The organism is Pelovirga terrestris (genome assembly GCF_014773365.1).
Lineage (GTDB): Bacteria > Desulfobacterota > Desulfuromonadia > Desulfuromonadales > Geopsychrobacteraceae > Pelovirga > Pelovirga terrestris.
On record NZ_JACWUN010000005.1, the window covers coordinates 69,925 to 81,981 of the forward strand.

Here is a 12,057-nt window from a genome sequence, read left to right on the forward strand (position 1 = left end):
GACGACATCTCCTTAGCGAATAAAATCATCAGCCGGCGAGGGTAAAGGCATTCTGGATATGATTAATTTCCGGCATCTGCCCTGGACGCACCAGAATCGCAATCACATCAAAGCGCGGATGATGGCGTGAACCCCCCGGCCGCTTAAGGTACCACTGGGCACTGCGAATCAACTGACGTTGTTTATGTGCTCCAACCGCATCCTGCGGCAATCCAAACAGGGTACTGCGCCGGGTTTTCACCTCGACAAAAATCAGGTCGTGATGTTTCTTTGCAATGATATCAATTTCCCCCAGAGGACAGCGAAAATTTCGCTCCAGCAAAGTATAGCCCTGTTCACGCAAATAGGCAGCGGCCATCTCTTCACCATAGGCTCCCAGAGCGAGGCGGTTCTCAGTCACCTGAGGTGTTCCTTGACGCCAGCGAAGGTTTTACGATGAAGAGCGGACGGTCCGATCTCAGCAATAGCGGCCCGGTGTTGCAGCGTTCCGTAACCCTTATGGGTAGCAAAACCGTAAGCAGGCAACTGGCGATGGTATCTGAGCATGATCCGGTCACGAATCACCTTGGCAACGACTGAGGCCGCGGCAATAGAAAGGGAGCGACTGTCTCCTTGTTTGATACATTGTTGTGAAAGGTTCAAGGGAACGGCAGTAATGCCATCAATCAACAAGTGATCAGGATCCTGAGCCAGGCGGCCAATCGCACGAGTCATGGCCAGCAATGTCGCCTGGAGAATGTTCAGACGATCAATTTCCCGGGTTGATGCGACACCAATACCGACGGCTCGTGCCTGTTGGCAGATTTCCGGATAAAGGATCTGGCGCCGGCGTTCACTGAGTTTTTTGGAATCGGTCAAACCGGGCAGGGAAAAATATTCAGGCAGAATGACTGCGGCTGCAACCACCGGACCGGCCAGAGGTCCACGCCCGGCTTCATCAATCCCGGCTACGGATTGAAAACCGCGTTGCCGCGCCTGCTCCTCGAATTCCAGAAACGTGGGCGGTGGGGCGTCGAACAAAGGTAAAGGTGTCATGCTGTCGCCACCTTCATTAAAAAAGCCCCCAGCTTTGAATACTGAGGGCTTCTCGTTCGGTTGAGGAGGGATTAAGCGGTGCGCTTTTCCGCAATCCGGGCAGCCTTACCGCGCAGGTTGCGCAGATAGTACAATTTGGCGCGACGAACCTTGCCAACCCGCACCAGATCGACTCTTTCAATACTCGGTGAATGGAGCGGGAAGATTCTTTCAACGCCGACCGTGCCCGAGATCTTACGCACGGTATAGGACGAACCAAGACCGCTGTTGACCCGCTTGATGCAGATACCCTCAAAAACCTGAATCCGCTGTTTGTCCCCCTCAGTGATTTTAACGTGAACCTTGAGGGTATCACCTGCCTTAAAATGGGGGACGTCCTTACGGAGTTGTTCTTGCTCTAATCTATCGATGATGTTCATGCCTTATCCTCCTGAAAAAAATGATTCTATCCTTGTCTTTCGACCGTATTTGTTTATTAAGACCCGTCAGTGACGCCACGCAGCTCCTCGAGAATACGGCGATCATCACCACTAAGGTCGGCCTTTTCCAGCAAATCGGGGCGGCGCTGCAAGGTGCGCAACAACTGCTGTTCGCGACGCCAGGCGTCGATCCGACCGTGATCACCTGAAAGCAATACCTCCGGCACAGCAACACCGTTAAATATCGGTGGTCTGGTATACTGGGGATATTCCAGCAGGCCATCGGAGAAAGAATCGCTTGTGACGCTGTCCGCCGAGCCCAGAACCCCAGGCAGATGTCGGGCGATGGCATCTATCATCACCAGCGCCGGCAATTCACCACCGGTCAACACAAAGTCACCAATGGAAAATTCTTCATCCACCAGCGTAGTACGAACCCGTTCATCGAACCCGGCATAACGTCCACACAGAAAGATGAGCCCCTCTGCAGTCGCCAGGCGCTGAGCATGGTGCTGATCAAAAGGGACTCCCTGGGGAGACATTAGCAGCACCCGAGCGGCAGGGGTACGCTGCTTGAGTGCTGTCACCGCGCGACACAGGGGCTCGGGTTTAAGCACCATCCCGTCGCCACCGCCATAGGGAGCATCATCGCAGGAAAGATGCTTGCCTTCGGCCCAGTGGCGCAGGTTGTGGGTTTCAACCTCAATCAATCCCTGTTTGATAGCACGACCAAGGATGCTCTCACGCAGGGGCGCCTCGAGCATTTCCGGAAACAGGGTAACAACATGAAAAATCATTCTGGTTCCGGCACCAGCCCGGCGGGCAGGTCGACCTCGATACTGTTCTGCTTAAGGTCTATCTCCACAATAAATTCTTTTACTGCCGGGATCAGGACTTCGCCGTACCCACCCTCAACCACATAGGTGTCATGAGCAGCGGTGGTAAACATTCTGACGAGGCGTCCAAGGTCACCATAGTGCCGGTCAATGACTTGCAACCCCACCAGTTCATCCCAGTAATATTCATCCTCGTCCAGCTCCGGCAGAGCTGACTCCGGAATCTTTACCTTGCTACCGACCAACGGCTCGGCCAGGGCAATAGCTTCATAGCCCTTCAACCGCAACAACACGACCCCCTTGTGCGGGGTCTGACGAATAACCTGAGCAACAACAAGACCATGACCGGGTGTTTCCAGCGCAATCTCGGCTAGCGCCAACAGCACATCCGGATCACCTGAGTGGCAGCGCACTTTGAGGTCACCACGCAGGCCATGAGTGCCGACAACGTCGGCAACATGGATCAGAGCCGCGTAATCACCCTGTTGATGTCCTGAACCAGTCAGCATGCCACTCCACCATCAGTATCGGCAGACGTGATCAGGCTTGCGCCGCTGACTGACCCTTGAACTTAGCCCAGACCCCGGAAAGACGCAACAACCTGCGCACTGTATCGGTCGGCTGAGCACCCTTTTGCAACCACTCAAGGGCACGATCATCCTTGAAGTCAACCAGAGAATTCTCCAGGCGCGGGTTATACTGCCCTAATGCTTCAATAAACCGGCCGTCCCGTGGGAAACGCTCATCGGCTACAACAACCCGATAAACTGGTTTTTTCTTGGCGCCACCGCGGGCGAGCCTGATTTTTACTGCCATGCTGTCTGTCCTCCTGGGGTTTCACATGAATTATTGGCGGTAGATAAACTATTTAAAATGGAAGCTGGCCGCCACGACCAAGCATTCCCTTGAGCCCCTTGGGACCCATTTTCTGCATCTTTTTCATCATCTTCTGTGCTTCAACAAAACGCTTTAACAACTGATTGACATCCTGCACCCGGGTGCCACTACCCTTAGCGATGCGCAGTCGGCGTGAACCATTCAAAATCCGATGATCCATCCGTTCGCGGGCCGTCATCGAGCGGATAATTGCCTCGATCTTCTGGATTTCCTTTTCCGGCAACTGCATCCCCGGAGCCTGCTTCATCATTTTACCGGCGCCGGGAATCATCTTCAGCAGGGAGTCCATCGACCCCATTTTTTTGACCATCTGCATCTGCTCAAGGAAGGTCTCAAGGGTGAAACCATCTTTGCGCAACCTGGCTTCCATCGCCGCGGCGTCATCCGCCTCGACAGCTGCCTGGGCTTTTTCGATCAGGCTTAAGACATCCCCCATGCCGAGGATGCGCTGGGCCATACGGTCGGCATGAAAAACCTCAAGGGCGTCGAGCTTTTCTCCCATCCCGACCAGCTTGACCGGCTTGCCGGTGACCGCCCTGATGGACAGAGCCGCACCACCGCGGGCATCGCCATCCATCTTGGTAAGGATAACCCCTGTCAGCGGCAACTGCTCATTAAAGCTCGCCGCCACCGTGACCGCATCCTGACCGGTCATGGCGTCAGCGACAAACAGGATTTCCTGCGGCGCAACCGCCTGGACAATCCCTTTGAGCTCACCCATCAACTCGGTATCGATGTGCAGGCGACCGGCGGTGTCGAAAATAATCGTGTCAAAGCCGTTAAGCTCTGCGTAACGGCGGGCACGGCTACAGATATCAACCGGCTTGTCGTTGATCGTCGAGTCAAAAACCTCGATCCCCAACTGTCGTCCCAGGGTTTTCAACTGCTCAATTGCTGCCGGGCGGTAAACGTCAGCCGGCACCAGCAACGGATTGCGCTTATCGCGCCGCAGCTTGAGGGCCAGCTTGCCACAACTGGTGGTTTTACCAGCCCCCTGCAAACCACAGAGCATCAATGAAACGGGGGGCTTGGCGGCCAATTTCAGGGAGTTATCTTCCCCGTCGCCCATCAGGCGCGCCAGCTCTTCCCGCACAATTTTTATCACCTGTTGCGCCGGGGTCAGACTTTTGAGGACATCCTGCCCAACTGCGCGGTCACTAACCGTCGCAACGAAATCCCTGACAACCCGGAAATTAACATCAGCCTCAAGTAAAACCAGGCGAATTTCCCGCATGGTTTCCTTGATCTGCTTTTCAGTTAACCGCCCGTGGCCACGCAGTTTTTTAAAAACCGCATCAAGCTTGTCAGAGAGATTATCAAACATATAGCCTATCGTTTCAACTCACAAAAGAGTTAAAGTAAAATTTATCCCACCCACTTGTCAAGACAAAACTCTGACCACAGGAGGACTTAGACAATCCGCACATACTTGCCTGCTTGCATCGCCCAGAGTTCGGCGATACTAACGCCGGCGCCCTCAAGGGTTGCGCTGATACGCGCGTGCACATCCGGGGCAAAACACAAAGCCAGGCCACAATCTGCGCTGAATTGTCGTGGAGCCGGAATCAGGGTGAACGCGATTCCTGCTTCCTTTAATACCTGCTCAGCCTTAAGCACCCGGTGAACCGAATGAAAAACTGCAACCCAATCACCTTCCTTAACCACGGTACCCCTTTAAATTGATGATTGACACCCCCCATCCGGTCGCGCATAGTGCCATGATTGTCACGGCGGTGCAAGAAGCAATTGACCGCCCTCCTTGATCAATTGACAACACCCTGAAGCGTGCAGTAAATTTGAGCATATCTATGCACAAAAGATCTCAGAGGGAGTACTTTTGCTACCGGACCACCAGACGCTACCACTGATCATACTTCTTTGCATTGCATTCGCCAGCAACCTCCCCCTGGGCTATCTGCGCGAATCCGCAATTAAGTATTCTCTGCGCTGGATCATCTACATCCATGCCTCCATCCCTTTATTGGTGGTTGTCCGTCAATTTTATGGATTCAGCTGGCACTGGATCCCTGTCACTCTGGTCTGCGCATTTATCGGTCAACTTCTCGGCGGCTGGACGTACCGACGGGCACATTCATGACAAGCAGCAAGCGCCCTCGGCTTCAACAAGCCCAAAGCGTTAATGCCCTGCTCAAGGAAATACTTGCCAAACCGGGCCTTGGAGAGCAGATTACTCGTCACCAGGCGTGGCTGGTATGGGATAAGATTGTCGGTCGTCAAATAGCCGCACGGGCAAGGCCGTTACGCTTACGCAAAGGGGTTTTGGAAATAGCGGTCGATCATCCGGTCTGGATGCAGCAGTTACAAATGATGAAAACCCAGATCCTTGCCAAGATCCAGCAGCAGATACCAAAGGCCGGCATTACTGAACTCTACCTGCGCAAAACCGGACACCCCCCAACCACCGGTCAACCCAGGACAGCACCACAAAAAGCACCACCCCTCGAGGATATCAAGCTTAGTGCGGCAGAGCGTTCTCACATTGATCACCTGGTCAAGAACATTGAGAATCCGGAATTGCAAGGAGAACTACGCAGATTTTTCAGCCTGCAGGCAAAACTTCACAAAAAACACGATCGCTGACCTTCCGCCCCGTCATTACCATACATCTGCTCAACCTCTTCGGTATAGCGCCGTTCGGCCTGACAGCTCTCATAAAGAACCAGTGGTTTCTCAACCTGCAGTCCGGGCCGCCCGCCCTTAATCCCCTCAACCAGAACCAGCCTGGCAGCGCTGTGGGCTGTCGCATGAATCATTCTCAGGCGCTTGGGCTCTAACCCTGCCCGAGTCATGGCAATAAACAGTTGATTAAGACGCTCGACCAGATACACTACCGCAAAACGACCACCGTTTTTCAGTAACCAGGCCGCTGCCAGAGCAAAGTCATCAATCGTCCCGGCCAATTCGTGACGGGCATGAGCCCGCTCATCGTTGGGTGCAACACGGCCACTGATTGGCGCCCGGTAAGGAGGGTTACTGACAACCAGATCCATCGCTCCCGGCTCCCATATGTCCCTGATATTACGGATATCCGTGGCACAAATGCTGATGCGTTCAGCCAGACCATTCAACTCGACATTGCGCCGGGCCCGCGCGACCATTTCCTGCTGCAGTTCAAAACCACAAATATGAGCGTCTCCCGTCAACGACGCCAGTAATAATGGTAATACGGCGTTTCCCGTACCCAGATCAGCAAGTTGCCGACAGGTTCCCAGGCGAACAAAACGCGCCAACAGAACCGCATCGATGGAGTAGCGATGACCTTCTTTTGCCTGCCAGAGCTGCAGATTTCCAGGCATCAATTGATCAAGGGTTTCGCTGTTGCTCATGGACACCTACACAGGGCCTATTCAGCGGCGGGATAATACAGCAGATGAATCGTTGTTGCGCATCAAGCAAAAACAACGAACGCCACCCCGGTTCAACCGGGCTGGCGTTCGTTATCATTCATTTTTTAGCTGTTAAAACCGGATTAACAGTTTTTTAGCGCTTGTGACACTCGTTACAGGTCCCCTTCATGCCGGCCCCTTTGTGACAGTCGATACAGAAGGTGTGGAACTCACCGCGAGGTGCCTTGGTTGAGGAAGCGGCGGTGCCATCGTGACAGCTGCGGCAGGAAGCATCGTTGGAACCTTCATGGTGACAGGTGATGCAATCGGCACCAGCATGCTTGGCATGTTCAAAAGTGACATTGCCATTCTTGGCTTCAAATACAACTTGATCCGGTGCAGCAATGGCATACATGGCAATACCAACGACAGCAAACACAGCCAGCAATACAACAAGCTTCTTCATTTTTTACTCCTCCTGACAAAAGATTAATTACCAATGACAAAAAAACTGGGAGTCGTTAAATTAGTACGACATCCCTTAAATGTCAACAAAATTGTATACAGTGTCCACTAATCGAGGCCGTCTGCCTGCAACCTTTCCTGCAATTTTTCAGATTTCCTAACAACACCGTCAGCCATTTCCTGCCTGAACTCATCCAGTTTGTGCTCCAGACGGGAATCCGTGGTCGCCAGCATGCGCACAGCAAACAATCCGGCGTTGCGGGCGCCGGCAGGGCCTATTGCCATGGTAGCCACTGGAATACCAGCCGGCATCTGAACCATCGCCAGCAAAGCGTCAAGACCGCGCAACGAGGTGGCGTCAATCGGCACCGCGATCACCGGCAAAGTGGTTTCTGCAGCGACCACACCGGCCAGGTGAGCGGCAGCCCCGGCACCGGCGATCAGGACCCGGAGGCCACGCTCACGTGCGCTACGCACATAGTCGGCGGTTCGTTCAGGGGTACGATGGGCACTCGAAACAATCATCTCAAAGGGGATATCAAATTGCTTGAGCGCCCGTCCGGTCTCTGCCATCACCTCATAGTCATTGTCGCTGCCCATCAGAATCCCAACTAACGGTTTGTTATCATTCATTTCTTTTCTCCTGCACTCGCTGCATGCTGCAACGCCCGGGCACCAATATCCCGGCGATAATGAACCTTGTCCCAATGAATTTTTTCCACCGCCCGATAGGCGTTACTGATCGCCTCGGCGACGGTGGATCCCAAACCGGTAACCCCTAATACCCGGCCACCACGATTGACAATTTTCCCCTGTTCCAGAGCGGTGCCGGCATGAAAGACCATAACATCTTCCAGGGCTGCAGCGTCCTCGAGACCAGTAAGGGGCAACCCCTTGGCATAGTCAGCCGGGTACCCACCACTGGCCATCACCACACAAACCGCCGCTTTGTCATGCCACTCGATTGTTTGGTCGCTGAGTTCACCCATGGCACAGGCTTTGAGTATCGGCACCATATCAGACTTCATGCGCATCAGCAGCGGCTGTGCTTCAGGATCACCAAAACGAGCGTTGTACTCCACCACTCGTGGCCTACCATCCTTGATCATCAAGCCGACGTAAAGAATCCCGCTGTAAGGGCAACCATCGTTGGCCATTCCGACAATCGTCGGCCGGACAATCGTATCAACAATCTCCTGATGGAGCTCGGCGGTAACCACCGGTGCCGGAGAATAGGCTCCCATGCCACCGGTATTGGGGCCCTGATCCTGATCATAGACTCGTTTGTGGTCCTGGGATGATGCCAGGGGCAGGATCGACGTACCATCGGTAAAAGCAAAAAAAGAGGCTTCTTCACCGGCCATAAACTCTTCAATGACAATGCACCTACCGGCATCACCGAAAACTTGCCCCAACATCATATCATCCAGGGCAGCCAGGGCCTGTTCTTCGTCCATGGCAACGACCACCCCCTTGCCCGCCGCCAGGCCATTGGCCTTGATGACAATCGGCGTCCCTTGGGCTTTGACATAAGCGACCGCTTCGCCATGATCAGTAAAACTGCGATAGGCTGCCGTGGGGATCTGGTACCGCTCCATCAACTCCTTGGAAAACCGCTTGCTCCCCTCAATCTGCGCAGCTTTTTGGGTAGGACCAAAAATTGCCAGTCCGGCGGCCTGAAAATGATCGACAATTCCTAGGGTCAGAGGAATCTCGGGGCCGACAACGGTGAGATCAATCTGCTCGGCTTGGGCAAACTCACACAGGCCCTCAATATCATCGGCATCGATATGAACGCAGTCGGCCAACTGGGCGATACCGGGATTACCAGGCGCACAGTAGATCTTCTCAACCAGAGGAGACTGGGCAATCTTCCAGACCAGGGCGTGCTCACGCCCGCCACCACCGACGACCAGAATGTTCATGGTTTTTTCTTCCTTTCAGCTATGCCCGCGGAGCGACAATCTATCTGCAGCCCAAGGGGTGATTGGCGAATCGCCCCTCTGCTAGTGGCGAAAATGGCGCATCCCGGTAAACACCATCGCTATGCCGTGTTCGTCGGCAGCGGCGATCACCTCTTCATCGCGGATGGACCCACCGGGCTGAATCACCGCTGTCACACCAACGGCAGCGGCATTATCGATCCCATCACGGAACGGGAAAAAGGCATCGGAAGCCATGGCCGAACCACTGACGCTCAAACCGGCGTGCTCAGCCTTGATGGCTGCAATACGCGCTGAATTCACGCGGCTCATCTGTCCGGCACCCACACCGATGGTCATGCCGTCCTTACCGTAGACGATGGCATTGGACTTCACATATTTAGCCACCCGCCAGGCGAAGTCGAGGTTTCTCATCTCTTCCGCGGTCGGCTGCCGGCGGGTCACCACCTTCAGTTCGGTGCTGAGCTGCACATCGGCGTCCTGCACCAGCAGACCGCCATGCACCTTTTTGCAGTCAACGCGTGCGGGGCTGTCTGCCGGCCACTGGCCACACTCAAGCAGACGGACATTTTTTTTAGCAGCAACAACAGTTACCGCCCCTGCGGCAACCTGCGGCGCGATAATCACCTCAACAAACTGATTATCGACAATAGCCTTTGCGGTTTCGGCATCCAGCTCGCCATTCACCGCAATAATACCGCCGAAGGCTGACTCCGGGTCGGTGGAAAACGCCTTGCGATAGGCCTCCAGCAGGCTATCGCCAATTGCCACCCCACAAGGATTAGCATGCTTGACAATAACGCAGGCCGGGGTGCCGTCAAACTGCTTGACGCACTCCAGGGCAGCGTCGGTATCAGCAATATTGTTGTAAGAGAGCTCTTTACCCTGCAACTGTCTGGCCGTCGCCACGGAAGCTTCGCTGAACCCCTTTTCGACGTAAAAGGCTGCCTTCTGATGGGGATTTTCGCCATAACGCATTGCCTGACTATGCTGATATTGGAGGGTCAAACTGACCGGGAAGGCAGTCACCTCGCCACTGGTACGCTGGCCAAGCCAGTTGGAGATGGCACCATCGTAGGCCGCGGTATGCTGATATGCCTTGGCGGCCAGACGGAAATTTGTCTGCTCAGACACCGCTCCAGCATGCGACTTCAACTCGTCCAGCACCGTTGAGTAATCTGCCGGGTCAACCAGAACGGTAACTGAGCGGTTATTTTTAGCGGCACTGCGCAGCATACTCGGGCCACCGATATCGATATTTTCGATGGCATCCTCAAGACGGCAGTCCGGGCGTGCTACTGTCGCTTCAAAAGGGTAAAGATTGACAACCACCAGATCGATCGCTTCAATGGCATGCTGCTGCATCGCAGCAACATGTTCGGGATGATCGCGCAAACCGAGAAGCGCGCCATGAACCTTGGGGTGCAGGGTCTTGACCCGACCGTTCATCATTTCGGGAAAACCGGTATATTCAGACACATCTGTCACCGGAATCCGGGCTTCACGCAGCAGACCGGCAGTGCCCCCGGTAGAGAGGATCGCCACCCCGTAGTCGCTACTGAGGGTTCGGGCCAGATCGACAACCCCGGTCTTATCAGATACCGATATAAGTGCACGCTTGATGACAGCCATCCTGGTTCCTTTCTCTGTTGTTCTATTGGGTAAAGGTGAAATAACGTTCATATCAGCAAAAGGGTTCTGCAGCATAAGTGTCGCTGTTAGCTGCACCCAGGCTCAGTGCAGAAAGGACGATTTATTAACATGGTTGGACGCTTAGTGACAACCGATTTCAGGCGCAAGGCAGGTAGCGGCGTGGCACCCTGGCGCTGATGCGGCAAAAAACCTCATAGGAGATAGTACCCAGTTGTGCCGCCATAGCGTCGCCGCTGATAGTTATTCCCTGCGAACTGCCCAGCAAGGTGACAGGATCACCGATAGCGACATCGGCGACAGTACTCACATCAAGCATAATCCAGTCCATACAGACCCTCCCCACCACCGGCACCAGACAGCCACGGACAATACCCTGCCCCCGATTGCTCAGCAAGCGGTTATAACCATCAGCATAACCAATCGGCAACACCGCCACCTGAATAGGCTCGGTTGCACGATATTGATGGCCGTAGGAAATCCCGCTACCGGCCGGCAGCTTGCGCAACTGGGCGACGCAGCTGCGCAAATGCATCACCGGGCGCAGGTCGAGGTCCTGGGCAAAGTCATCCCCCGGCAGGCCCCCGTAGAGCATGATGCCCGGGCGAACCAGGGTACACTCAGGGCCATACCGGCCGGCTATGCCGGCGCTGTTAGACAGATGAAAGTCAACCGGATTGATCCCGCTAGCCCGCACCAGAGCAATCATGTCGCTAAAGAGTTGTAGCTGCGCCACTGAAACCACAGAGTCACGCTCATCGGCACAGGCAAGGTGCGACATCAGCCCTTGAACAACCAGCCCCGGCATGTTTTTCAAGCGTGGCAGGGCTGCTTGCAACTGCTCCGGGGTGAAACCGACCCGCCCCATTCCGCTATCAATTTTAAGATGGACCCTGATCTGTTGCCGGCGCAAAGACGCAGCGGCGTTCAGTCGCTCGGCGGTTTCAAGATCAAGCAGGGCGGGCATCAATCCATCACGGATAAAACCCTCCTCCTGCCCGGGGAAGCACCCACCCAGAACCAGCAGGTTCGCGTCAATTCCAGCACAACGCAGTGCCTGGGCTTCCTCCAGAGTGGCCACTGCAAAATCGCTGATTCCGGCGCCGACCAATTCCCTGCTGACCGGCACCGCACCATGACCATAGGCATCAGCTTTAACCACCGCCATCACCCGCTGCCCCGGGTGAAGCAAGTTATCGATCTGGCCAAGGTTATGGTGCAGGGCCCGCAGATCAATATCGGCCCAGGTCGGGCGGCCGAACGTGTTAACTGACCGATTTTGTCGACCAGGCAACCCATTACCGGTAGCGTTTTTTGCTGGACCAGTCATCGGAGTATAAAGCCTTTTTTATCCACCGTTAAAAACCACGGCAACAGATTAATTGACACCAAGGTTTACAGCTGCTAGTGTTGCATATTGTGTCATAGCTACCTTCTTTTCATATAACAAAAAACATGCCCTAGC

At 54.5% G+C, this 12,057-nt stretch carries 15 protein-coding genes; 1 reads left to right on the forward strand and 14 read right to left on the reverse strand.

What is annotated here, in order from left to right; genetic code table 11:
- Positions 1 to 28: 28 nt before the first annotated feature.
- The 8 genes from ICT70_RS05680 to ICT70_RS05715 all read right to left on the reverse strand — a co-directional run bounded on the left by ICT70_RS05680 (position 29) and on the right by ICT70_RS05715 (position 4,852).
- Entirely contained in the window at positions 29 to 400 is a 372-nt protein-coding gene (locus ICT70_RS05680; RefSeq protein ID WP_191154433.1) for a YraN family protein, read from the reverse strand.
- Positions 397 to 1,035 carry a ribonuclease HII gene (locus ICT70_RS05685; RefSeq protein ID WP_191154434.1) on the reverse strand — a complete coding sequence of 213 codons (639 nt, stop codon included), beginning with the start codon at positions 1,033 to 1,035 and terminating at the stop codon, positions 397 to 399. Before ICT70_RS05685 ends, ICT70_RS05680 begins: the two co-directional genes overlap by 4 nt.
- 71 nt (positions 1,036 to 1,106) lie before the next feature.
- Positions 1,107 to 1,454, reverse strand: a complete 348-nt coding sequence (rplS, locus tag ICT70_RS05690) for a 50S ribosomal protein L19 (protein ID WP_191154435.1) — start codon at positions 1,452 to 1,454, stop codon at positions 1,107 to 1,109.
- Positions 1,455 to 1,510: 56 nt separating this feature from the next.
- Positions 1,511 to 2,251, reverse strand: a complete 741-nt coding sequence (trmD, locus tag ICT70_RS05695) for a tRNA (guanosine(37)-N1)-methyltransferase TrmD (RefSeq protein ID WP_191154436.1) — start codon at positions 2,249 to 2,251, stop codon at positions 1,511 to 1,513.
- Complete coding sequence (gene rimM / locus ICT70_RS05700) at positions 2,248 to 2,799, reverse strand: ribosome maturation factor RimM (RefSeq protein WP_191154437.1); 552 nt, start codon at positions 2,797 to 2,799, stop codon at positions 2,248 to 2,250. Before rimM ends, trmD begins: the two co-directional genes overlap by 4 nt.
- A gap of 31 nt (positions 2,800 to 2,830) precedes the next feature.
- Positions 2,831 to 3,106 carry a 30S ribosomal protein S16 gene (rpsP, locus tag ICT70_RS05705; protein WP_191154438.1) on the reverse strand — a complete coding sequence of 92 codons (276 nt, stop codon included), beginning with the start codon at positions 3,104 to 3,106 and terminating at the stop codon, positions 2,831 to 2,833.
- 52 nt (positions 3,107 to 3,158) lie between these two features.
- Positions 3,159 to 4,511, reverse strand: a complete 1,353-nt coding sequence (gene ffh, locus ICT70_RS05710) for a signal recognition particle protein (RefSeq protein ID WP_191154439.1) — start codon at positions 4,509 to 4,511, stop codon at positions 3,159 to 3,161.
- Between the two features lie 86 nt (positions 4,512 to 4,597).
- Positions 4,598 to 4,852, reverse strand: a complete 255-nt coding sequence (locus ICT70_RS05715; RefSeq protein WP_191154440.1) for a putative Se/S carrier-like protein — start codon at positions 4,850 to 4,852, stop codon at positions 4,598 to 4,600.
- Between the two features lie 429 nt (positions 4,853 to 5,281).
- On the opposite strand from ICT70_RS05715, the gene ICT70_RS05725 reads away from it, so the two are divergent.
- Positions 5,282 to 5,788, forward strand: coding sequence for a DciA family protein (locus ICT70_RS05725; RefSeq protein ID WP_191154442.1), 507 nt, complete (start codon positions 5,282 to 5,284; stop codon positions 5,786 to 5,788).
- Here the strand turns inward: ICT70_RS05725 and ICT70_RS05730 are convergent.
- The 6 genes from ICT70_RS05730 to alr form a co-directional block, all read right to left on the reverse strand.
- The gene (locus ICT70_RS05730) at positions 5,767 to 6,534 is read right to left on the reverse strand and encodes a tRNA1(Val) (adenine(37)-N6)-methyltransferase (protein WP_191154443.1); all 768 of its coding nucleotides are present in this window, start codon (positions 6,532 to 6,534) and stop codon (positions 5,767 to 5,769) included. The genes ICT70_RS05725 and ICT70_RS05730 overlap by 22 nt on opposite strands.
- Positions 6,535 to 6,688: 154 nt before the next feature.
- On the reverse strand, positions 6,689 to 7,000 hold the full coding sequence (locus tag ICT70_RS05735; protein WP_191154444.1) for a cytochrome c3 family protein: 312 nt from the start codon (positions 6,998 to 7,000) through the stop codon (positions 6,689 to 6,691).
- Positions 7,001 to 7,107: 107 nt separating this feature from the next.
- Positions 7,108 to 7,632 carry a 5-(carboxyamino)imidazole ribonucleotide mutase gene (gene purE, locus ICT70_RS05740; RefSeq protein ID WP_191154445.1) on the reverse strand — a complete coding sequence of 175 codons (525 nt, stop codon included), beginning with the start codon at positions 7,630 to 7,632 and terminating at the stop codon, positions 7,108 to 7,110.
- Positions 7,629 to 8,924, reverse strand: coding sequence for a phosphoribosylamine--glycine ligase (gene purD / locus ICT70_RS05745; RefSeq protein WP_191154446.1), 1,296 nt, complete (start codon positions 8,922 to 8,924; stop codon positions 7,629 to 7,631). The genes purE and purD overlap by 4 nt, the downstream gene beginning before the upstream one ends.
- 81 nt (positions 8,925 to 9,005) lie before the next feature.
- Complete coding sequence (gene purH / locus ICT70_RS05750) at positions 9,006 to 10,574, reverse strand: bifunctional phosphoribosylaminoimidazolecarboxamide formyltransferase/IMP cyclohydrolase (RefSeq protein WP_191154447.1); 1,569 nt, start codon at positions 10,572 to 10,574, stop codon at positions 9,006 to 9,008.
- A gap of 157 nt (positions 10,575 to 10,731) precedes the next feature.
- The gene (gene alr, locus ICT70_RS05755) at positions 10,732 to 11,922 is read right to left on the reverse strand and encodes an alanine racemase (protein WP_191154448.1); all 1,191 of its coding nucleotides are present in this window, start codon (positions 11,920 to 11,922) and stop codon (positions 10,732 to 10,734) included.
- Positions 11,923 to 12,057: the final 135 nt, after the last annotated feature.